We start from the raw sequence: 22,502 nt of genomic DNA, 5'->3' as shown, positions 1-22,502 counted from the left end.
CTCAAAATGGCAGTCCTCATCGACGAAAATACCAAAGTGATCTGTCAGGGCTTTACCGGCTCGCAGGGCACATTCCACTCTGAACAGGCCATCGCTTATGGCACCAAGATGGTCGGCGGCGTGACCCCCGGCAAAGGCGGGATGACCCATCTTGACCTGCCCGTGTTCAACTCGGTCCACGAGGCCAAGCATGTGACCGAAGCCAATGCCAGTGTGATCTATGTACCGCCGCCGTTTGCGGCTGACTCGATCCTCGAAGCGATTGATGCCGAGATGGAAGTGATCGTCTGCATCACCGAAGGCATCCCGGTTCTGGACATGATGAAGGTGAAGCGCGCGCTGGAAGGCTCAAGCTCGCGCCTGATCGGGCCGAACTGCCCCGGTGTGATCACGCCCGACGCCTGCAAGATCGGCATCATGCCCGGCCACATTCACAAACGCGGGAGCGTGGGTGTCGTTTCCCGCTCGGGTACGCTTACTTATGAAGCTGTGAAACAGACAACAGACGTAGGCCTGGGCCAGTCCACCTGTGTGGGCATCGGCGGCGACCCGATCAAAGGGACCGAGCATATCGACGTGCTGGAATGGTTCCTGGCCGATGACGAGACTCACTCGATCATCATGATCGGTGAGATCGGTGGCTCGGCCGAAGAAGAAGCCGCGCAGTTCCTGGCGGATGAGGCCAAGAAGGGCCGCTCGAAACCCACCGCCGGCTTTATCGCAGGCCGCACGGCCCCTCCGGGCCGCCGCATGGGCCACGCGGGCGCGATTGTTGCCGGTGGCAAAGGCGGAGCCGAGGACAAGATCGAAGCCATGCGCTCGGCCGGTATCGTCGTAGCCGAAAGCCCCGCACAGCTGGGTGAGGCTGTGCTGGAAGCGATTGGGTGAGCTGTGACTCCCTGTTGCCCATATGAGCTGAGGGCGGCGCCCAACCGCGGGTGGGTGCGAAGCGCCTGCCCGTCAATTCTTTGGTTTGCCTTAGGCAAAACGGGGTGGACGGACGCTGCCCGGCGATGCCGCTGGGCAGGACTCGTTGTAGCGGTCGCCTGCTTAGGTAACCTAGCCAGCGCCGAAGCATCTAGTGAAGCACCGATGGATCAATTTATCGTTCGCGCCATTCCTGGCGTCACAGGTGGCTCGACAAAAACATTGGGCGATGACCGCATCTCATTTACTTATTTGAGCATTCGTGTCGACGATGAAGAGTTGCAAGCAGCTGCCGATTTTTGGTGCTCGCAATTTGAAGGATCCGCTAGACTTGTTTCCGATACTCAGGTCGGCAGCTCACTTCTGCTATTTGAACGCCGCCAGTCAGTTTTCGACTGCGCGGTCCAAAATTAGGGGCAAGGCATGAGTCAACCAACAACCATGACCTTCTCCGACGCCATCCGCACCTGTTTCTCCAAGTACTTCACGTTCTCGGGTCGTGCCTCGCGGCCCGAATACTGGTTCTTTTTCCTGTTCATCCTGATCTGGAGCATTATTGCCGGGATCATCGACGCGCAGTTCTTCACGCAAGTCGCTGTGACTGAAACCGAGACGTCCAGATCCGTGTCCGTCACGTCTTCGCAGCCTGTGCAGGGTATTGTTGGTCTAATCGTGTTCTTCCCGCATCTGGCCGTCGCATGGCGGCGGATGCATGATACCGGGCGCAGCGGGCTGTATGCGCTGCTGCCAATCCTGCTGTTCTTTGGCGCCGGGGCCGTACTGGTCTTTGGCATCGGTCTCGCCTCGCATTTCCAGCATGGTGGCAATCTGGACATCCTGTTCACCCGCGCCACACTGCTGATCGTCGTTCCTACATTTATAGTCCTGTTTGTTTCTCCCCTTCTGGTGCTGTGGTGGCTGGCCCGACCCAGCCAGCCTGGCACCAACCAATACGGTCCCAATCCTTCAGAGGTCCCTCAATGAACCTGCTGAGCGTAAACTCTCTACAAGCGGCCCCTGTGGCCAGAAAGGCCATCTGACATGGTTTTGGTTTGCCATGAGCACAAATTCATCTATCTCAAGACGACGAAGACTGCGGGAACCTCTACCGAGATAGCGCTTCAGCCTTTATGCGAAGAACCCGGTCTTCCGCGGCTTGAAAATGGGCAAATCCGCGTATCGAAATACGGTATTGTCGGTGCTCGTGGAAAAACTGCAAGTTTGGTCCGGCCAAAATGGCAGTTCTGGCGCAAATACGCATGGCGCAACCATATGCCTGCGAAACAGGTTCGAGCCAATCTTGGGGCAAAGACCTTTGATTCCTATACAAAGATCGCCAACGTACGAAATCCGTTCGATCGTGCTGTATCCGACTACCACTTTCGGAAGCATCAGCAAGGATTGCCCTCGGAAGACCCGCAGACCGAAATTGCTCAGTTCAAAGAGTTCATCCGGTCAAAGGCCTGGGGCAATAACTGGGACATAGTCTCGATCAACAACAAGCTGATCGTGGACAAGTTCGTCCGCAAGGAAAACCTGCAGTCAGATCTGAAAGAGATTTATCGCTCTTTTGGGCTGCCGGAAGACAGCTTTGAATTGCCGCACGAAAAGTCGATGGCCGAACGACGAAAAGGCATTCCGGTGCCCGATTATTTCGACGCAGATACGATAGATATCGTTCGACGAAGAATGACTTGGGTATTCGAGGCCGGAAACTACCCCGAAGATCCGCAAAACTAAATCCTACCAAATCCGAAATCGCATTTGAGGTCCTACAATGACCGAACATACGCCCAACTCTGCCTTCCACGCCTCAAGCTTTATGCAGGGGCATAATGCCGAATATCTGGAGCAGCTCTACGCCCAGTATACCAAGAACCCCGGCGCGGTGGATGCCGCCTGGGCCGAGTTCTTCAAGGCCATGGGCGACGCCTCGCCTGATGTCCAGCGCGAGGCCGAGGGGCCTTCGTGGGCGCGGTCCGACTGGCCGCCGATGCCGACGGATGATCTGACCGGTGCGTTGACTGGCGAATGGGCCGAGATCGACGCCAAGGCGGCGGGTAAGAAGATCAAGGAAAAAGCCGCCGACAAAGGTGTTGCCGTCAGCGAAGACCAGATTAAGCGCGCAGTTCTGGACAGTCTGCGGGCGCTGATGCTAATCCGGGCCTATCGTATTCGGGGTCATCTGGCCGCCGATCTGGACCCGTTGGGCATGCGGGCTGCCAGCACGCATCCGGAATTGGACCCCAAGACTTATGGGTTTACCGATGCCGATATGGATCGCCCGATCTTTATCGACAACGTGCTGGGCCTGCAGATGGCCAGTATGCGCCAGATCGTCGAGATCGTGAAACGCACCTATTGCGGCACCTTCGCGCTGCAATACATGCATATTTCGAACCCGGAAGAGGCTGCCTGGCTGAAGGAACGGATCGAAGGCTATGGCAAGGAAATCGCGTTCACCAAAGAGGGCCGCAAGGCCATCCTGAACAAGATGGTCGAGGCCGAAGGGTTCGAAAAGTTCCTGCACGTGAAATACATGGGCACCAAGCGCTTTGGTCTGGACGGCGGCGAAGCACTGATCCCCGCGATGGAACAGATCATCAAACGCGGCGGGGCTCTAGGCCTGAGCGATATTGTCATCGGCATGCCACACCGCGGACGTCTGAACATTCTAGCGAACGTAATGGCCAAGCCATACCGCGCCATCTTTAACGAATTCCAGGGGGGCAGCTTCAAGCCTGAGGACGTGGATGGCTCGGGCGATGTAAAATACCACCTGGGCGCCTCAAGCGACCGCGAATTTGACGGCAACAGCGTACACCTGTCGTTGACCGCTAACCCAAGCCACCTTGAGGCGGTGAACCCTGTTGTTCTGGGCAAGGTCCGCGCCAAGCAGGATCAGTTGAACGACACCGACCGGACCAGAGTCATGGCCATTCTACTGCATGGCGATGCGGCCTTTGCCGGTCAGGGTGTCGTTGCCGAAGGATTCGGCCTGTCCGGCCTGCGCGGTCACAGGACCGGCGGCACCATGCATATCGTGGTGAACAACCAGATCGGCTTTACAACCGCACCGCATTTCTCGCGCTCCAGCCCTTATCCCACGGATATCGCACTGATGGTTGAAGCCCCGATCTTCCACGTGAATGGCGACGACCCCGAGGCAGTGGTACACGCAGCCAAGGTTGCGACCGAGTTTCGCCAGAAGTTCCACAAGGACGTGGTTCTGGATATATTCTGCTATCGCCGGTTCGGGCATAACGAGGGCGACGAGCCCATGTTCACCAATCCGATCATGTACAAGAAGATCAAGACCCATAAGACCACGCTGTCACTATACACGGAACGGCTGGTCAAGGACGGGTTGATCCCCGAAGGCGAGATCGAAGATATGAAAGCCGCCTTCCAGGCCCATCTAAATGATGAGTTCGAAGCCGGCAAAGACTATAAGCCCAACAAGGCCGACTGGCTGGACGGGCGTTGGGCGCATCTGGATAAGAACAAAGACGAATATGTTCGCGGCGATACTGCGATTGCACCAGAAACCCTGGCCGAGGTTGGTGCATCGCTAACCCGGGCCCCCGAAGGATTTGCGCTCCATAAAACTGTCGGCCGCCTGCTGGATCACAAAAAGCAAATGTTCGAAAGCGGCAAAGGCTTTGACTGGGCCACGGGTGAGGCACTGGCCTTTGGATCATTGCTGACCGAAGGCTATCCAGTTCGCCTGTCGGGACAGGACGCGACGCGCGGTACGTTCAGCCAGCGTCATTCCGGCTTTATCAATCAGGAAACTGAAGAGCGGTACTATCCACTGAACAACATCCGGGCTGGTCAATCACAATATGAGGTGATCGACTCGATGCTGTCGGAATACGCGGTTCTGGGCTTTGAATACGGCTTTTCCCTGGCTGAACCCAACGCTCTGACCCTGTGGGAGGCGCAGTTCGGCGATTTCGCCAACGGTGCGCAGATCATGTTCGATCAGTTCATCAGCTCGGGCGAAAGCAAATGGCTGCGCATGTCCGGTCTGGTGACCCTGCTGCCGCACGGGTTCGAAGGGCAAGGGCCTGAACACTCTTCCTCGCGTCTGGAACGCTTTCTGCAGATGTGTGGTCAGGACAACTGGATCGTGGCCAACTGCACGACGCCTGCGAACTACTTCCACATCCTGCGCCGTCAGTTGCACAGAACCTTCCGCAAGCCGCTGATCCTGGTGACACCGAAATCGCTGCTGCGCCACAAGCTGGCGATCAGCACGGCCGAGGATTTCACCACCGGCTCCAGCTTCCACCGGGTGCTGTGGGACGACGCGCAAAAGGGTAACTCGGACACAACCCTGGTCAAGGATGACAAAATCAAGCGGGTCGTGATGTGTTCCGGCAAGGTCTATTTCGACCTGCTGGAAGAGCGTGACGCGCGCGGCATCGACGATGTCTATCTGATGCGGATCGAACAGTACTATCCGTTCCCCGCGCATTCGCTGATCAATGAACTGGAACGGTTCAAGGGAGCCGAAATCATCTGGTGTCAGGAAGAGCCCAAGAACCAGGGTGCATGGTCTTTTATCGAACCCAATATCGAATGGGTCCTGACCCGGATCGGCGCCAAACATACCCGCCCGGTCTATGTCGGCCGCGCCACCTCGGCCTCACCTGCGACAGGTCTGGCCAGCCAACATAAAGCCCAACAAGAAGCGCTGGTGAACGAAGCGCTGAGCATTGAAGGAAAGTAATGATGTCCATTGAAGTTCGTGTTCCCACGCTGGGCGAATCCGTTACCGAAGCCACCGTCGCCACCTGGTTCAAGAAACCCGGTGATGCAGTCGCGGTCGATGAAATGCTGTGCGAGCTTGAAACCGACAAGGTCACGGTCGAGGTCCCCTCGCCCGCCGCTGGCGTGATGGGTGAGGTTGTCGCCGCCGAAGGCGAAACCGTTGGTGTTGATGCCCTGCTGGCGACAATCGTCGCCGGAGAAGGTGCCGCCCCGGCCCCAGCCGCCGCACCTGCGCCTGCCGCAGCACCGGCAGCCTCGGGCGGCAGCGTTGATGTGATGGTGCCCACGCTGGGCGAATCCGTGACCGAAGCGACGGTCTCGACCTGGTTCAAACAGGTCGGTGACAGCGTCGCACAGGACGAGATGCTGTGTGAGCTGGAAACCGACAAGGTCTCGGTCGAGGTTCCCGCCCCTGCGGCGGGTGTTCTGGCAGAAATCGTTGCCCCTGAAGGCGCAACCGTAGATGCCGCAGCCAAGCTGGCGGTGATCTCGGGTTCAGCAGCAGGGGCAGTAGCCGCTCCGGCAGCGGTTGCACCTGCAAGCGGAAGTGATTCCGTTGGCGGCAAAGATGTGGCCAATGCACCCTCGGCCGAAAAAGCCATGGCCCAGGCTGGCCTGTCCGCCGATCAGGTCACGGGAACTGGACGCGACGGACGTATCATGAAGGAAGATGTGGCCAAGGCAGTCGCGGCCCCAGCGCCCGCTGTCGCGGCACCCGCACCTGCGACCCAGGCACCACGCGCACCCGTTGCTGCACAGGATGCCAGCCGCGAGGAACGTGTGCGCATGACACGCCTGCGCCAGACCATCGCCAAACGCCTGAAAGACAGCCAGAACACCGCCGCCATGCTGACCACCTATAACGAGGTGGACATGACCGAGGTGATGGCCCTGCGCAACCAGTACAAAGACCAGTTCGAGAAGAAGCACGGCGTCCGTCTGGGCTTTATGTCCTTCTTCACCAAGGCCTGCTGTCATGCACTGAAAGAAGTGCCCGAAGTGAATGCCGAGATTGATGGCACCGACATTGTCTATAAGAACTTTGTGCATATGGGTGTCGCCGCAGGCACGCCGACCGGTCTTGTTGTTCCGGTCATCCGTGATGCAGATTCGATGTCATTTGCCGCGATCGAAAAGGCAATCGCCGAAAAGGGCAGGCGCGCCCGTGACGGCAAGCTGAGCATGGAAGAGATGCAGGGCGGCACCTTCACCATTTCGAACGGCGGCGTCTATGGCTCGCTGATGTCCTCGCCGATCCTGAACCCGCCGCAGTCGGGTATTCTTGGTATGCACAAGATTCAGGACCGTCCGATGGCCATCAACGGTGAGGTCAAGATCCGCCCGATGATGTATCTGGCTCTGTCCTATGACCACCGGATCGTGGACGGCAAAGGTGCTGTGACCTTCCTAGTGCGCGTGAAAGAGGCGCTGGAAGACCCACGTCGTCTGCTGATGGATCTATGACCATGGCAACTCATGTACTCTGGCAGGCTGACGTTGCCGATTTCGATGTCTGGCTGAAAGTGTTTCGCGAAGACAAGCCAATGCGGGAGGCCGCGGGTATCCGCGACCTCCACATCTGGAAAGACCCCGATCAGCGTGATCATGCGGTTGCAATGTTTGAGGTGGTTGATCTTGAAAAGGCCCTGAGTTTCTTTGATTCCGAGGAATTGGCCATGCATCACGAACGCGGCGGGATCGCGCATATTCAGGTGAAGCTTCTGACGCCAGTTTAAACCGATTTATCGCATCCGTTCCTAGTGCGAGGAAACAAGCTGAATGACCACGGAATTGACCGTCTTGTCGCTGGCAGCCCTTCTTTGGGTCGCTCAATTTGTCGCCTATTTGATCTCTGGCCACGGCAAGGTCGATGTGCTGCACGCGTTGGGGCCACGTGATACCCCGTTTGACAAACCTGCTGCAATGGGACGACTGCACCGGGCGCTTAGCAACCATTCCGAAGGGTTGGTTTTGTTCGCTATCGCATCTTTGGTCATTACGGCCTCGGGGCAATCCAGCGCTTTTACTGCCGCCTGTAGTTGGGTCTACCTGATCGCACGCGCTTCCTATGTTCCGGCCTATGCATTTGGCTGGACACCATGGCGTACGGTGATCTGGATGATCGGGCTGCTGGCGACCACTGCAATGCTGTTGGCAGCTGTGTTTTGATTCGAGCTGCCGCATAGATTATTCAATGGGGGTGCATTGCGCAGACAAGCGCATCCGACCCCACCAAATACAAGGACCGGACAAATGGCAAACTATGACGTCATCGTAATCGGAGCAGGCCCCGGCGGCTATGTCTGCGCCATCCGCTGCGCGCAGCTGGGGTTGAAAACCGCCGTGGTCGAAGGGCGTGAGACGCTGGGCGGCACTTGCCTCAACGTGGGCTGCATTCCGTCCAAGGCGCTGTTGCATGCCAGCCATCAGCTGCACGAGGCCGAGCATAACTTTGCCAAGATGGGCCTCAAGGGCAAAAGCCCGTCGGTCGATTGGAAGCAGATGCAGGCCTATAAGGACGAAGTCATTGACGGCAACACCAAGGGCATCGAGTTTCTGTTCAAGAAGAACAAGATCGACTGGCTGAAAGGCTGGGGCTCGATCCCTGCTGCCGGTCAGGTCAAGGTCGGTGATGAGGTTCACGAGGCCAAGAACATCATCATCGCGTCCGGGTCCGAGCCTTCCGCGCTGCCTGGTGTCGAAGTGGATGAAAAGGTCGTCGTGACCTCAACCGGCGCGCTGGCGCTGGGCAAGATTCCGAAAAAGATGGTCGTCATCGGCGCAGGTGTGATCGGGCTTGAACTGGGCTCGGTCTACAGCCGTCTGGGTTCCGAAGTCACGGTGATCGAATTCCTCAAGGAAATCACCCCGGGCATGGACCCTGAGGTTCAGAAAACCTTCCAGCGCATCCTCAAGAAACAGGGCCTGAACTTTGTCATGGGTGCTGCGGTGCAAAAGACCGAAGCCACCAAGACCAAGGCCAAGGTGACTTATAAGCTGCTGAAGGATGACAGCGAGCATGTGATTGACGCCGATACCGTCCTTGTCGCTACTGGGCGCAAACCGTTCTCGGATGGTTTGGGGCTGGACGCTTTGGGTGTTGAAATGACACCCCGCGGTCAGATCAAGGTAGGCGCCGATTGGCAGACCAACGTCCCCGGCATCTACGCCATCGGCGACGTGACCGAAGGCCCGATGCTGGCGCATAAGGCCGAAGACGAAGGCATGGCCGCTGCCGAACAGATTGCGGGCAAGCATGGGCATGTGAACTATGGCGTCATTCCGGGCGTGATCTACACCTGGCCCGAGGTCGCCAATGTCGGCGAGACCGAGGCGACGCTCAAGGAACAGGGCCGTGCCTATAAGGTCGGAAAGTTCATGTTCATGGGCAATGGCCGCGCCAAGGCGAACTTTGCCTCGGATGGTTTCGTCAAGATTCTGGCAGACAAGGAAACCGACCGCATTCTGGGCGCGCATATCATTGGCCCGGCTGCGGGTGATTTGATTCACGAGGTCTGCGTGGCGATGGAATTCGGCGCCTCGGCCGAAGATCTGGCGCTGACCTGTCACGCGCATCCGACATATTCCGAAGCGGTGCGTGAGGCGGCCCTGGCCTGCGGTGACGGGCCAATTCACAGCTAACAAAAGGACCCCGGTGACTAGGTCGCCGGGGTCAACCATGCATCCAGATAGACCCTCAACCGGTCGGTAAAACCGGTCGAGGCGTGCAAGGCGCAGAACTTCAGGGACATGGCCTGAATGGCAAAGGCCTGAACACCTTCGGCCAACAGCTCGGTCGGAATGTCCTGCCGGACATCCGCGGCGTCAAGCCACATCATCACCACACGAAAGTAGCGCTCAAAGCAATATGCGATCGGTCCGATATCGGCGATAGCCGCCGCCCCCGAATATCTTATCAACAAGTCAAAGACATACCGTTCGGATGTCATGAAGCTGTGAACCGGCTGCAGGGCGGTCATGATATCATTCACCGATTTGGGCGCGGTCCCAGCCTCGGCCTGATCGAGGCAGGCATTCAGCCGATCTGCGATCAGAAGCTCCATCAAGGCATCCTTGTCGCGAAAATGCGCGAAGAACGTCCCTTTGGCGACGCCAGCGCTCTGGACGACCTCTTCTACCCTCAGCGCTTCGTATCCGCTGTTTTCAATGAGTGCCTCGGCAGCCGCCAAAAGCCGGGCCCGAGTTTTGAGAGTTCGTTTCTGGGGTGGTTTTTGCATATGGTTAGCTCGCATGTTTTTTGACCATGGTCAAATTTTTATTGACCGCGGTCACTTTTCGATTCTATAAGTGACCACGGTCATTTTCAGGAGAGCCCCATGCAACCGAAGAAAATACTTGTCCTCGACGGACACCCCGCCGATAGCAGCCTGTCACGGACCTTTGCCGAAACTTATGCCGACGCCGCCCGAGGCAAGGGACATGACGTGCGTCTGGTCCATCTAAGCGAGATGCAATTCGACTTTGATTTTGGTCAGGGCAACTATCACGATTTCAAACCGCTAGAACCGGTTCTTGAGCAGGTATTGCAAGATTTCGAATGGAGCGAGCACCTGGTCTTGACCACGCCAATGTGGTGGGGCGGATTGCCCGCAAAGCTCAAAGGTCTGATCGACCGGATGTTCATCCCCGGACGCACCTTTGACACGCGAAACACCACGAAGATTGGATTGCCCGCCCCGATGCTGAGCGGACGCACCGCGCGCGTCATTCTGACATCAGATACGCCGGGTTGGTTCATGCGCCTGATCTATCGCCAGGCCCTGATCCGCCAGGTACGCGATCAGATATTGGGATTTGTTGGCTTCAAGCCGACCCGGTTCACCTATTTTGCCGGGGCAAGTTATCCCAAACCGGGTCACGTGGACCGCTGGGTCAGCAAGATCGCCAAGATCGGAGCCGCCGCGGCTTGAGGGCGTTTGCGTCACTATGCCCAGCCGAAACCACCGCCAAGGCGTTGCCGGGCACAGGCGATCAGCGGATCACGTCAGGCCGGCAACCACCGCAGATGCTCGCTATTTGACCGAATGGCGACTGGCGGCATCTGCATCGGGCGCTTGGTAAGACGATGGCCGCCGTTTCTTGTTCAGAATACGCCACGCATCTCTGAACGGCAGGAAATAGAGCTTCATGCAGGTGTCCATCTCGTGACCCTTGTCCTTCTCGGTCACGCCGAATTTCACGTCCCTGTTATCCTCAGGCATGATGTAGGTGCCGAACAACACATCCCAGAACGGAAACATGAAGGCGAAGTTTTTGTCCAGATGGTCCGGGTGGCAACTGTGATGCACGTGGTGATGCGCAGGCGAGGGAAAAACTTTCGACCACACACCCGGCCAACGCAACCAGATATGGGAATGTCGCAGATTATAACCTCCGACATTGAACAAGAACATCAGCACCGGCACGCCCAGCAATGCCGGCATGTTCGGCTGGTACCCTAACAGTCGAAACGCAAACCCGGTTACTGCGCCGGCACCAAACCCAATCGCAACATTGTAGAGGATATTGTCTATCGGATGTTCGCGAAAATTCGACAACGGGTGCATCACCTCGGCGCTGTGATGAACTTTGTGAAATTGCCACAACAGCGGGACCTTGTGCTGCAGGTAATGGGCTGCGTAGCCGATGAAATCCATAATCAGGAATAGAATGAGCATGTAGGTGAAGGTAGCCAAAGCCCCCAACCAGCCAACCAAGGGCTCTGCCCGGGGTGAGTTATTGGGGTCAAGCCCACCGCTTGCCCATTGATAGGACAAGGCAGCTGATCCGGCGAGCAGACCCAATATCAGAAAATGCCCGATCAGTTTGTGGAAAAAGAAATAGCGGATATCGAGCCATGCCGAAGGGTGGTCCCAGACCTTGCGGGGAAACAGAAACCCCAGAAAGCTGCTCTCACCGTCGACATGTGACGCGTTTCTGCGCTTCACGGCATAGATGGCGAAGGCAATCAGCAGAGAACTGCCAACATAAACATAGAAAATCCGGTTCGTGGGATCCAAAGGAGACGTAAACACATAGCGGGCGTGGTTCAGGAAAGAATCCCAAACTGAACTAAGCTGCTCCATTGACGGCTCCTGTAACCTGTATTTGCCTCACGGTTCTCTACTTACCTACCCGTGTGACGATTCTTTGACCAAACCTTGATAAGTAAACAGGCTACCACATCGTTTTTGCGGCGCGTTGCCCCCAGGCCTCATCATATTGCGTGCCACCTTCCTCGCCGTCTGACGCTTCGGCCAGGATTTCACCCATTGTCGGCAATATGGCGGCTTCGTCCCCGCTGCTCCAAGTCCGCGCACGCATCAGCGCACGGGCACACTGAGTGTAGACCTCGGTAATGTCGATGACGATCACGGTGGCCGGAAGCCTGCCTTGTTTTTCGAACCGGGTTCGAAGGTCTTGGTCCGCTGTCAGTCGGGCCGACCCGTTGACGCGCACAACATTGTTCGACCCTGGGACCATGAACATCAAGGACACACGCGGATCGCGCACGATATTGCGCAAGCTATCCAGCCGGTTGTTTCCGCGCCAGTCGGGCATCGCCAATGTCTTTGGATCCAGTTCCAGAACCACCGAACCATCATCGCCACGTGGGCTGCCATCGACCCCTTCGGGCCCAACCGTACTGAGTACGCATAGCCGCGAAGCCATGACCCATTGCCGGTACAGAGGCGTCAACCGGTGCGCTACTTTACGCAATGATGGGGCGCCCGGTGCGCCGTAATGTCCCTCGAGCGTTTCGATATCGTCAATGAACTGCATCAGGATCAAACCCCACTTCTGTCATCAAAGCGTTCGAGCGCGTCTCGATCACATCTTCCAATCGGTCCAGAAAGCGCGCACGTTCGATGCCGGGTTCTATCGGATCAAGGAAGTCGACGATCGCAAGGCCGGGTTTGCGCATCACGCCGCTTCGGGGCCAGAACACTCCGGCATTTGTTGCAACAGGTACGCAAGGGATTCCCAAGCCTTCGTAAAGGACGGCAGTTCCAACCTTATACGGTTTGTGAACGCCTGGCGCGACACGGGTGCCCTGCGGATAGATCACCAACTGGCCAGGTTCTGTAAATTCCTTTGCCACATCCTGGACCATCTTGGCCACAGCAGCGCCCTTCTTGCCGCGATTGACCGGGATGCACCCCAGGCGGCTGGCGTAAAGCCCAATGACTGGCGTCCACAGTAATTCGCGCTTCATAATGAACTTGCCATGAGGAATCGCACTAAAGATCATGATGATATCGAGGAAAGACTGGTGTTTGGCCCCGATGACCACCTCGTCCACTGGCACAGTCCCGCGAACTTCGCATCGAATACCAACCATCCAACGCGCCAGCCACATGGTTGTGCGCGCATAGGTCTTGCATGCATGTAACGCTCCGCGCTTTGCAAACATGGCGTAAGGAGCAAACACGAGGCCAAGGACCAGCATCCACATGTAGATCACGATCATGAAGACCAGTGAGCGGATCCATTGAATTGGAGTGGCCATTACGAAAGCTCCTTCAATTTGCGGTTTGCCGCAGTCCATGTGGCTAGAAAGGCCACCGCAGCACCCAGTACCGGGATGAGGGCTGGCAACAGCCACCCTGCCCCCTGAAAGCCCAGGCCCGTCAGAAAGCCGCCCTCGTCCGACGATGCCTCGGGCAGCAACAACACACCTGTCATTCCGAACAGCACACCAACCATCGCACCAAAAAATGCGCGGTAGGTGAAGCGGCGAACAAACGCATTGGCAATAAATCGATCCCGGGCCCCGACAAGACGCAGCACTTCGATAATCTGCGCGTTGGCTGCCAGCGACGCATTGGCCGCCAATGTGATCATGGCGGCGGTCGCTCCGCCAATCAGAAGGATTGAGACCCAGCCAAGCCTCCGGAGCGAGCGGGCCGCATCAACCAAAGGTTCGCGCCAGCGCGAGTGGTCGTCCAGAACGGCTCCGGGCACCTCGGCCCCAAGACGCAGGCGCAATCCTGCTGCATCCAGACCTGGCTCACCTTCGACAATTTCGATCAGCTTCGGCACGGGCAGCGTGTCCAGTGGCAAATCCGGGCCAAACCAGGGCGACAACAGCGCAATCTGCTCCTCGATGGTCAACGCCCGGGCAGAGGCGACACCGGGTGTTTGCGACAACACCGTCAGCGCGGTTTCAGTCTGGGCGGCCATCTGGTCGGCCGGGGCATTGATCCGCACCGTGGCAGCGCCGGCAAGTTCGCTTGCCCAGCGGTCTGCCACTCGCCCCGACGCCAATGACAGAGCCAGCGCGAACACCGCAAGAAAGCCCATCGCACCGGACACGAACAGTGTGAGATGTGCAGTATAGCCAGTGGGCGGAACAACTCGGTCGGCACGACCATCACGTTTCAACAGGTTGCGGAAAGTTTCCACGTTCATAGATCCGCCCCCGCCAGTTGAATTTGGCGCTGCGAGATGCGCAAAACACGCGCCTGCACCTGGCTTTTCGCCGCACGGATCAGGCTAAGATCATGGGTCGCAATCAAGACTGTCTTGCCCATCTTGTTCAACTCGACCAGCAGGCGCAAAAGGCGCTGAGACATTTCCCAATCCACATTGCCCGTCGGCTCATCGGCCAGCACGACATCCGGCGACAGCATCACCGCACGGGCCAGCGCCGCACGCTGGCGTTCACCGCCTGACAGCTCTGGTGGCAGCGCGTCAAGACGCGCACCCAGCCCGACCCAGTTTAACAGATCTGACAGATCTGTTTGCTCGGCAATTTCCGCCTTACCGGATACCATCAACGGCAAAGCGACATTCTCGGCCAAAGTCATGTGATCCAGAAATCGGCAATCCTGATGCACCACACCTATCCGGCGGCGCATCAGGGCCATCTGATCGCGGTTAAGGCGGGCGATATCCTGATCGAACACGCTCAGCCTTCCCGATGTGGGCAGTAATGCGCCATAGCAGAGCTTTAACAGGGTTGTTTTGCCAGCACCGGACGGCCCGGTCAGGAAATGAAACGACCCCGGTTGAAGCTTAAGCGATACGTCGCTCAGCAATTCACCTCCACCATAGGTGTAGCTGACATGGTCCAGCTCGATCACGGGGGCCCCCAATTTTTGTGCCGCTCTTCTTGCCCCAGCGCGGTTCAGGTTTCAATGCCCGTACCGGGTCCAAATGGTGACACTTGGCCCGCGAAACCGAAAACGCGCTTTGCTGTTTGGTTCTAACGGAATATCATTCTTAAAAAAACTATTATCAGGCCAACCCCCGGCCCGGAGGCAGCATGCGTCTTACTTGTCCCAACTGCAGTGCCCAATACGAGGTGCCAGACGAGGTCATTCCAGAGGAAGGCCGCGATGTTCAGTGTTCGAATTGCGAGAAAACGTGGTTCCAGGCCAAACATCCGGCGGATCCAACCGTTGAGCAACCTGCAGATGAAACGACTGCCGAGGATAAGGCAGTTCCACCGGCGGAGCCAGAAACCGCCGACCAGACCGAGCCCGAAGCCCCACCAAAGGATGGTGCGCCGGTCAGCAGTGTAGATCCTTCGGTCGCCGATATTCTGAAGGAAGAAGCCGCACGCGAAGCCGAATTGCGGGCCCAGGAAGGCAGCAGTCTTGAAAGCCAGCCTGATCTTGCCCTTGATCCACCTTCCGAGCCGGAACCAGACCCCGAACAGGCGGTCAAGGAACTGACAGCTACAGAAACCGCTAAAGATTCCGGGCAAGGTGACGCCCTGCCCGATGTCGAGACGATCAATTCCGGATTCCGCGGCGACGCCTCTGCAGATGCGCCCGAGGTATCAGCGCCTGCGCCCCGCAAATCCGGCGGCTTTCTGCGTGGGTTCGCTCTGATCTTGATACTTGGTGTGATCCTGTTCCTGATCTACGGCAATGCTCCGCAAATCAGTGAGGCTGTTCCTCAGGCGGATGCAGTTCTCAAACCTTATGTGTCTTTGGTGGATCAAGCCCGGCTTTGGCTGGATACTCAGGCTGGCGCTTCCCAGAACTGATCAGAACCGTTCAAGCAGGCGCTTGAGATATTCCAATTCAATCTCGGGACGTTCGGATTCACCGGTCCGGCGGCGAATTTCGTCCAGCAACTCGCGCGCACGGCGATAAACGTCCTCACCCTGCAGCAGGCTCTCATCGGTTGACATCGACCCGTTTGCCCCAGGGTTGCGGCCCAGTGGATCGCGGTTGTTGGCCTGCATATCGCCTTCTTGGCTGCCTTGACCTGGTTGATTCTGCTGGTTCTGGGCCAAGGCCTCACCTAACGAGCGCATCCCTTCCCGCAGCGCATCCATCGCTTCGGACTGGTTGTCGATAGCATCAGCCAGCTCGTCATTCCGCAGAGCCTGCTCAGCCTCATTCATGGCGCGGCCAGCGCGCCCAAGCGCATCACGGGCGGCTTCGCCTTCCGGGGTACCGGCACCGGGCAAGTTTTGTTGCTGGCGGCCCAGCTCATCGCGCAGGGCCTGTTGACGATCGGCCAGCGAACCCTGACCCTGCTGACCTTCATCAGCCTGGTCCGAACCCTGCCCCTGTCCGCCCTGGCCTTCGTGGCTCTGACCACGGCCCTGACCGCCATTGCGGCCCTGATTGCCCTGGTTTTCACCAGTCTGCGCACCGGGATTGAACTGCTCTTGCAGATCGCGGAAAGCCTGATCGCTCAGCCCCTGTTGATCGCGCAATGTCTCTGCCAAACCCTCCATCGCCTGTTGGCCTTCGGACTGCTGACCTTGACCCTGGCCTTGCGTGACGCGCATGTTCTCCATCATCTGCTGGAATTCCTCCAGCGCCTGCTGCGCCTCGGCCATACGGCCCTGCTCCATCAGATCCTGAATTCGATCCATCATCCGTTGCAGATCATCCTGCGTCATTTGCAAGGATTCACCGTCTTGCCCCTGCTGACCTTCTTCGCCGTTCTGCTCTGCCAACCGCTGTAACTGTTGCAGATAGTCCTGGGTGGCCTCGCGCAGCTCTTGCATCAGCTCAGCGATCTCTTCGTCGCTTGCCCCGTTCTGCATCGCCTCCGTCAGGCGCTCCTGCGCCCGGCGCATCCGCTCAAGAGCGTCGGCAAGCGTACCGTCCTCGATCAATACGGCCAGCTTCCATAGTGAGGCCGCGATTTCTTCCTGCTGCGTCGGCTTCAACCCGTATTCGGTAAATGTCTCAAGCCGCCGAAGTGTCACCCGCAGGCGTAAATAGGCCGTATCCGAGCGGAACAGGTCCTCGGGCAGATACGATACCGCCCGCAGAATCTGAGATACCCGTTTCGCGTTGTCCCGTGACCACAGCAGATCGCGCCGCTGTTCAACGATCGCAGCCGCCAGCGGATCAAAGAACCGACGCGCCGGAAGTGCTGTTGTATAGGGTTCAGACTGCCCTTGCTGATCGGCAGCATCACGCGCCATCAAAGTGATCTTTACTGGCAGATGCGCCCAGGGATGTTGTGAGAAATCCTCGATCAGATTCTCGGTGAAATCGGCCCGGTCGCCTGTAATGGGCATCGGTAACTCAACCTCGATCACCTCACGCGGTTCTGGAATCGCCATCAGACCATAGCGGCGATCAATTGCATCCAGATCCAGTTCGATCAGGGCAGAGCCTGCTATCACACCGTAATCATCTTTGGCCGCAAAGGGCAGTTTCATCTGGCCGCCTGCTTCGGATTTGGCAACGTCCGACACGGTGATCCGTGGAGACGTATCTGCGATCACTTCCAACGCCCAATCGCGCCCGGAAGGCCCGTCTATCGTCATTTGGCCCGAACGTTCGACAACAAATTCCTGTTCAGGGTCGGTGACCGCTTCCGTGCCCAGCGGTGTCGAGGTTTCGGTCAAGCTGTGCGCACCGACCTCGCCGTAGAATCGCAATGTGATGCGGCTGCCTTGCGGGACCGAAAGTGTCGGGTCGGATTGATCCGCCAGATAGAGCGTTGGCAAGCCGGTATAGCGTGGCGGCTCGACCCAGCCTTCCCAACTTGGTCCCTGACCGGCAACAGCTGCACCCGGTGTCATCTCTGTCACGGATCCTATGCGCCAGAAAGAGCCGAAAAGCACGGCAATCACCAGCGCCAGCAAAGCTATGAACCGCAGAGCATAGGGGTCGCGGTCGGCCAGTCGGAGATCGGGCTTTACCGGCGCAGCCTGTGCGGCACGTTCCGCCATACGCGCCTGATGAGCCCGCCACAGGGCCACAGAATCAGCATCCATCGCGCCGATGGCCTGTTCATCCATCAGAGCCTGGATAGGACGCCCTGGCAGGGTCTCATCCATCCGGATCAACGCTTCGTTTCGTGTCGGGATACGGAACCGCCGCGCGCCGTGGATCAGTGCAACCAACAGCCCAAACAACGCCGCCGACCCCGCGACCCAAACGGTTTCCACCCCGACATGGTCCTGCAGTCCGAGCATCAGCGCGGCCAACAGCGCCATGGAAATTGAGAAAAACGGCCAGAAAGACCGCCAAACTTGCTCGCTTAGCATCCCCACCTGCGTTAGCAGCAAAGACAATCTGGGGATCGGCAAGGTTTCTCTTGCGGTCAAGTCGGGCCTCCGTTCAGCGGCCCGCGCGTCTATTGCGTCAGAGCCACTCGGGTATGGTATCGCGGTTTATGATTTCGTCAAAGCTCGGACGTTCACGAATTACGGCAAATTGATCTCCGTGCACCAGAACTTCGGGTATCAGGGGCCGCGTGTTGTATTCGCTGGACATGACCGCGCCATAGGCCCCTGCGCTGCGAAAGGCGACCAGATCACCAGCACCCAGTGGCGGCATCTGCCGTTGCTTGGCAAATGTATCGCCGCTTTCGCAAACCGGACCGACGATATCATAGGGTTGCTGTTCCGTGCCCGGCACGGGTTCGATCACCGGTACGATATCGTGATAGGCTTCGTACATGGCCGGGCGGATCAGGTCGTTCATGGCACCGTCGAGGATCAGGAAATCCCGGCCCTCGCCGGATTTCACATAAATCACTTTGCTGACCATCAAACCAGCATTACCGGCAATTAGGCGGCCCGGCTCTATTTCGATTTCGCATCCCAGATGACCCAGAGTGTCTTTGATCAGAGCACCGTATTCCAAAGGCAGCGGCGGCGCGTCGTTCGAGCGCGCATAGGGAATGCCCAGCCCCCCACCCAGATCAAGGCGGCGAATATTGTGACCCTCATTGCGCAGCGTCTCAGTCAGCTCAGCAACCTTCTGATAGGCCAATGCAAAAGGCTCCAGCTCGGTCAGTTGCGAGCCGATATGGACGTCGATGCCAATGACCTCCAGCCCGGGCAGGCTGGCAGCATGGGCATAGACTTCTGACGCGCGGGCGATCGGAATGCCGAATTTATTCTCGGATTTTCCGGTGGCGATTTTGGCGTGGGTCTTGGCGTCCACATCCGGATTTACCCTAACGGTGATCGGAGCAACGACGCCCAAATCAAGCGCAACGGCGTTGATCACCTCCATCTCGGGTTCGGATTCCACGTTGAACTGACGAATGCCACCGGTCAGAGCGGTGCGAATTTCTTCGGCTGTTTTGCCAACGCCCGAAAACACGATCTTATCGCCGGGCACTCCGGCAGCTTTGGCCCGCAGGTATTCCCCACCCGAAACAACGTCCATCCCCGCGCCTGCCTCGGCCAGCGTCTTCAGGATCGCCTGATTGCTGGCGGCCTTCATCGCATAACATACGAGGTGGTCGGTCCCGTCCAACGCCTCATCGAACAGCTGGAAATGACGCAGCAGCGTCGCCGTCGAATAGACGTAAAAGGGTGTCCCAACCGCAGCTGCGATTTCGGAGATCGGGACATCCTCGGCGTAAAGCGCGCCGTCGCGGTAAAGAAAGTGATCCATAAAGACGCGCTTAGACCAAAATGCCCCGGCGGATCAATGGATTCTACGCAAACAGGGGTGTCGCGTCATTCAATATGCGAAACGCCGACCCGCCCATAACCGGATATCGAAATTCCAGATCCGCCGGATTGGGGTTCGGGATCGGGTCGCGGTTTATAGGATGGGTCGCAAGCCGCAAGAATGGCGAAGCCAAAGAACAGGCCTAAAATCTTCATATTCATTTCTTTTTCCAAGGTTTACGGCCGAGCGCCATTGATCGGTCTGAAATGGGAACTGAGTGCTGAAACTGCAACTCGGGAAACACTACCGCCCGAGAAAAACGCTCAGGGGGCCGCGTTGCAGGCCAACGCCGCCCCCGACATAGGCGCCGCTGGTGCCGACGCCGATATTGGCGCTCATCGTTGGTTGGATCGGTTCGCCATCCGCACCGCATCCGGCCAGGGTTACCCCTGCCAGCACCAACAGAGCCGCAGTCAGAATTCGCATTACACCAACGCCTTCCATCGCTTGACCTGAGCCCGCACCTGATCCGGTGCCGTGCCGCCGTAAGACTGGCGCGAGTTTACCGAATTTTGCACCGTAAGGACAGAAAAGACGTCATCGGTGATCTCCGCATGCACTGTTTGCATATCCGCAAGCGTCAGGTCCGGCAGATCGCAGCCCTTGCTCTCGGCCATCGCAACCAGCGATCCGGTGACGTGATGGGCATCGCGGAACGGCAGGCCCAGAACGCGCACCAGCCAGTCGGCCAGATCAGTCGCGGTCGAAAAACCCGACCCTGCAGCCGCAGCCAGGCTTTCGCGGTTGGCGGTCATATCCTTGACCATGCCTTCCATCGCTGCCAGTGCCAGCATCCAGTTATCGGCAGCGTCAAAAACCTGTTCCTTGTCTTCCTGCATGTCCTTGGAATAGGCCAGCGGCAAGCCCTTCATCACCATCATCAGCGCGGTGTTGGCGCCATAAATGCGCCCGACCTTGGCACGGATCAGTTCTGCCGCATCCGGGTTCTTCTTTTGCGGCATGATAGACGAGCCAGTCGAAAAACGGTCAGACAGGGTGACAAAGCGGAACTGGGCAGAAGACCAGATCACCAGTTCTTCGGCAAAGCGCGACAGGTGCATTGCGCAGATCGAAGCAGTTGACAGAAATTCCAGCGCAAAATCGCGGTCACTGACGGCGTCCAGCGAATTGGCAGCGGGACGGTCAAAGCCCAGCGCCTCGGCGGTCATGACCCGATCAATAGGGAACGAGGTTCCAGCCAGCGCGGCAGCCCCCAGTGGGGATTCGTTCATCCGCGCGCGGGCATCGCGGACGCGGGACAGATCTCGCCCGAACATTTCGACATAAGCCATCATGTGATGACCCCAGGTCACAGGCTGGGCGGTTTGCAGATGCGTAAAGCCCGGCATGACCCAGTCCGCCCCGGCCTCTGCCTGCGCCAAAAGCGCGCGGATTAGGGCCAGCAGACCGGCATCGGCGGCATCGAATTGATCACGCACCCACAATTTGAAATCGGTCGCCACCTGGTCATTGCGCGACCGGCCTGTGTGCAAACGGCCTGCAGGTTCGCCAATGACCTCTTTCAGCCGTGCCTCGACATTCATGTGGATGTCTTCCAGCGCGGTCGAGAACTGGAACGCCCCGCTCTGAATTTCTGACAATACGGTGAGCAGCCCTTCCCGAATAGCTTCAGCATCACTATCAGTTATAACGCCCGTGGCAGCCAACATGGCGGCATGGGCGCGCGAGCCTGCAATGTCCTGGGCTGCCATCCGCTGATCGAACCCGATCGAGGCATTGATTGCCTCCATGATCGCGTCTGGACCGGCGGCAAAGCGGCCGCCCCACATCTGGTTCGAAGATTGATCGGTCATGTAAGAAAACCCGGAGTTGATATGCGCCTATTTCGTCTGATCCCCCTTTATATGGCCCTTGCGCTAGGTGCAAACGCGGCTTTGGCCACAGATGCGGAAACTCTGGGTCCGCTGCGCGAAGGCACCCTGAAGCGGTTGATCCTGCACAAAGAGCCCAAACCGCACACCTTGGTCGAATTTCAGTTGGAAGATGACGGTGGCACCGCAACGCTTGCCGACTATCAGGGCAAATACGTTCTGCTGAACTTTTGGGCCACATGGTGCGCACCGTGCCGCAAGGAAATGCCTCAGATCGCCGAGTTGCAGGCGGAATTCGGGGGTGACAAATTCGAAGTCCTGACCTTAGCCACCGGGCGGAACTCACCCGCGGGGATCAAGAAGTTTTTCGAGGAAAACAACATCGAGAACCTGCCGCGCCATCAAGATCCGGGCTCGGCTGTGGCACGTGAGTTCGGTGTCATTGCCCTGCCAATCACGGTCATTCTTGACCCCGATGGCAATGAAGTCGCCCGCCTGATCGGGGATGCCGAGTGGAATTCAGACAGTGCCAAGGCGATCATTGCGGCACTGGTCGCGGAAGAAAGCTAAGGTCGTTTTCCTGAAGTCCTGAATTTATGATAGCCTCCCCGTCATTGTAACGAGGAGGCTTTCTTTATGAAGAACGTATTCACTCTGGCCATTGCTGCCTGTCTGATTTTGGGCTCGGCATTGGTCGCGGAGGCCAAAGACATCAGGAAAGAACAAGATTTTCAGAATGCTGTCGCTGGTAAAAAACTGGTAGATGGCGGCACTTGGGTGCTTATTTCACCCGACGGGAAGATTTCCGGACAAACCAGCGACAAGGTCAAATTCTCGGGCGCGTGGATCTGGAACAAACGTTTTTGGTGCCGAACGCTTGTTGTTGGCGGAAATCAGATCCCGCAGGATTGCCAGAAAGTAACGATAGAAGGGAACCAGGTGACCTTTACCCGCAACAGGGGCAAGGGTGATTCCGGGGGGACCTATACGATTACCAACTGACCTCTTTGCACGGGTAGCGTGATCCCCAACCGGTGCTTCAGGTCGAATTTCAGCTTACGCGACGCCA

At 57.8% G+C, this 22,502-nt stretch carries 24 protein-coding genes; 13 read left to right on the top strand and 11 right to left on the bottom strand.

What is annotated here, in order from left to right; translation table 11 throughout:
• Positions 1-6: 6 nt before the first annotated feature.
• The 9 genes from sucD to lpdA all read left to right on the top strand — a co-directional run bounded on the left by sucD (position 7) and on the right by lpdA (position 9,345).
• Positions 7-888, top strand: a complete 882-nt coding sequence (gene sucD / locus AC2FLG_RS11085) for a succinate--CoA ligase subunit alpha (protein ID WP_109312903.1) — start codon at positions 7-9, stop codon at positions 886-888.
• 204 nt (positions 889-1,092) lie between these two features.
• Positions 1,093-1,341, top strand: coding sequence for a hypothetical protein (locus AC2FLG_RS11080; protein WP_496696442.1), 249 nt, complete (start codon positions 1,093-1,095; stop codon positions 1,339-1,341).
• 27 nt (positions 1,342-1,368) lie between these two features.
• Positions 1,369-1,911 carry a DUF805 domain-containing protein gene (locus AC2FLG_RS11075; protein WP_496706405.1) on the top strand — a complete coding sequence of 181 codons (543 nt, stop codon included), beginning with the start codon at positions 1,369-1,371 and terminating at the stop codon, positions 1,909-1,911.
• Positions 1,912-1,968: 57 nt separating this feature from the next.
• Entirely contained in the window at positions 1,969-2,667 is a 699-nt protein-coding gene (locus AC2FLG_RS11070; protein ID WP_496700906.1) for a sulfotransferase family 2 domain-containing protein, read from the top strand.
• A gap of 37 nt (positions 2,668-2,704) precedes the next feature.
• Positions 2,705-5,662, top strand: coding sequence for a 2-oxoglutarate dehydrogenase E1 component (locus tag AC2FLG_RS11065; RefSeq protein WP_496696444.1), 2,958 nt, complete (start codon positions 2,705-2,707; stop codon positions 5,660-5,662).
• 2 nt (positions 5,663-5,664) lie between these two features.
• Positions 5,665-7,167, top strand: a complete 1,503-nt coding sequence (gene odhB / locus AC2FLG_RS11060; RefSeq protein ID WP_496696446.1) for a 2-oxoglutarate dehydrogenase complex dihydrolipoyllysine-residue succinyltransferase — start codon at positions 5,665-5,667, stop codon at positions 7,165-7,167.
• 2 nt (positions 7,168-7,169) lie between these two features.
• Entirely contained in the window at positions 7,170-7,439 is a 270-nt protein-coding gene (locus AC2FLG_RS11055) for a hypothetical protein (protein ID WP_142635953.1), read from the top strand.
• 43 nt (positions 7,440-7,482) lie between these two features.
• The gene (locus AC2FLG_RS11050) at positions 7,483-7,872 is read left to right on the top strand and encodes an MAPEG family protein (RefSeq protein WP_496700912.1); all 390 of its coding nucleotides are present in this window, start codon (positions 7,483-7,485) and stop codon (positions 7,870-7,872) included.
• 84 nt (positions 7,873-7,956) lie between these two features.
• Positions 7,957-9,345: a dihydrolipoyl dehydrogenase gene (gene lpdA, locus AC2FLG_RS11045; RefSeq protein ID WP_496706204.1), complete on the top strand. Its 1,389-nt coding sequence runs from the start codon at positions 7,957-7,959 to the stop codon at positions 9,343-9,345.
• Between the two features lie 17 nt (positions 9,346-9,362).
• Here the strand turns inward: lpdA and AC2FLG_RS11040 are convergent, their stop codons facing one another.
• Entirely contained in the window at positions 9,363-9,941 is a 579-nt protein-coding gene (locus AC2FLG_RS11040; protein ID WP_496706203.1) for a TetR/AcrR family transcriptional regulator, read from the bottom strand.
• A gap of 99 nt (positions 9,942-10,040) precedes the next feature.
• On the opposite strand from AC2FLG_RS11040, the gene AC2FLG_RS11035 reads away from it, so the two are divergent.
• A complete protein-coding gene (locus AC2FLG_RS11035; RefSeq protein WP_142635456.1) occupies positions 10,041-10,634 on the top strand; it encodes an NAD(P)H-dependent oxidoreductase in 594 nt (197 codons plus the stop codon).
• A 102-nt stretch (positions 10,635-10,736) separates the two neighbouring features.
• Here AC2FLG_RS11035 and AC2FLG_RS11030 read toward each other — a convergent pair whose 3' ends face one another.
• The 5 genes from AC2FLG_RS11030 to AC2FLG_RS11010 form a co-directional block, all read right to left on the bottom strand.
• Positions 10,737-11,789, bottom strand: coding sequence for a sterol desaturase family protein (locus AC2FLG_RS11030; RefSeq protein WP_271948450.1), 1,053 nt, complete (start codon positions 11,787-11,789; stop codon positions 10,737-10,739).
• 91 nt (positions 11,790-11,880) lie between these two features.
• Positions 11,881-12,486, bottom strand: coding sequence for a pyridoxamine 5'-phosphate oxidase family protein (locus tag AC2FLG_RS11025; RefSeq protein ID WP_496700916.1), 606 nt, complete (start codon positions 12,484-12,486; stop codon positions 11,881-11,883).
• Entirely contained in the window at positions 12,473-13,213 is a 741-nt protein-coding gene (locus tag AC2FLG_RS11020) for a lysophospholipid acyltransferase family protein (protein WP_496706201.1), read from the bottom strand. The genes AC2FLG_RS11025 and AC2FLG_RS11020 overlap by 14 nt, the downstream gene beginning before the upstream one ends.
• Positions 13,213-14,115, bottom strand: coding sequence for a cell division protein FtsX (locus AC2FLG_RS11015; protein WP_496706200.1), 903 nt, complete (start codon positions 14,113-14,115; stop codon positions 13,213-13,215). Before AC2FLG_RS11015 ends, AC2FLG_RS11020 begins: the two co-directional genes overlap by 1 nt.
• A complete protein-coding gene (locus AC2FLG_RS11010; RefSeq protein WP_142635446.1) occupies positions 14,112-14,789 on the bottom strand; it encodes a cell division ATP-binding protein FtsE in 678 nt (225 codons plus the stop codon). The genes AC2FLG_RS11015 and AC2FLG_RS11010 overlap by 4 nt, the downstream gene beginning before the upstream one ends.
• A 182-nt stretch (positions 14,790-14,971) precedes the next feature.
• Here AC2FLG_RS11010 and AC2FLG_RS11005 point away from each other — a divergent pair, with 182 nt between their 5' ends.
• On the top strand, positions 14,972-15,700 hold the full coding sequence (locus AC2FLG_RS11005) for a zinc-ribbon domain-containing protein (protein WP_496706198.1): 729 nt from the start codon (positions 14,972-14,974) through the stop codon (positions 15,698-15,700).
• On the opposite strand, the gene AC2FLG_RS11000 is transcribed toward AC2FLG_RS11005, so the two are convergent.
• The 5 genes from AC2FLG_RS11000 to argH form a co-directional block, all read right to left on the bottom strand.
• Positions 15,701-18,238 (bottom strand): TIGR02302 family protein, encoded by a 2,538-nt coding sequence (locus AC2FLG_RS11000; protein WP_496706197.1) that lies wholly within the window; start codon positions 18,236-18,238, stop codon positions 15,701-15,703.
• A gap of 37 nt (positions 18,239-18,275) precedes the next feature.
• Positions 18,276-19,541, bottom strand: a complete 1,266-nt coding sequence (gene lysA / locus AC2FLG_RS10995; protein WP_496689007.1) for a diaminopimelate decarboxylase — start codon at positions 19,539-19,541, stop codon at positions 18,276-18,278.
• 65 nt (positions 19,542-19,606) lie between these two features.
• The gene (locus tag AC2FLG_RS10990) at positions 19,607-19,762 is read right to left on the bottom strand and encodes a hypothetical protein (protein WP_496706195.1); all 156 of its coding nucleotides are present in this window, start codon (positions 19,760-19,762) and stop codon (positions 19,607-19,609) included.
• 82 nt (positions 19,763-19,844) lie between these two features.
• On the bottom strand, positions 19,845-20,027 hold the full coding sequence (locus AC2FLG_RS10985; RefSeq protein WP_496691811.1) for an argininosuccinate lyase: 183 nt from the start codon (positions 20,025-20,027) through the stop codon (positions 19,845-19,847).
• Positions 20,027-21,415 carry an argininosuccinate lyase gene (argH, locus tag AC2FLG_RS10980; protein WP_496706193.1) on the bottom strand — a complete coding sequence of 463 codons (1,389 nt, stop codon included), beginning with the start codon at positions 21,413-21,415 and terminating at the stop codon, positions 20,027-20,029. The genes AC2FLG_RS10985 and argH overlap by 1 nt, the downstream gene beginning before the upstream one ends.
• Positions 21,416-21,436: 21 nt before the next feature.
• Between argH and AC2FLG_RS10975 the strand changes: the two genes are divergently transcribed.
• Positions 21,437-22,003 carry a TlpA disulfide reductase family protein gene (locus tag AC2FLG_RS10975; RefSeq protein WP_271948463.1) on the top strand — a complete coding sequence of 189 codons (567 nt, stop codon included), beginning with the start codon at positions 21,437-21,439 and terminating at the stop codon, positions 22,001-22,003.
• Positions 22,004-22,069: 66 nt separating this feature from the next.
• A complete protein-coding gene (locus tag AC2FLG_RS10970; protein ID WP_496706192.1) occupies positions 22,070-22,435 on the top strand; it encodes a hypothetical protein in 366 nt (121 codons plus the stop codon).
• Positions 22,436-22,502: the final 67 nt, after the last annotated feature.

The organism is Ruegeria sp. CDSA193 (genome assembly GCF_059611885.1).
Note: the sequence above shows the minus strand (reverse complement) of the source record. Positions and strands in the feature narration are given on the sequence as shown.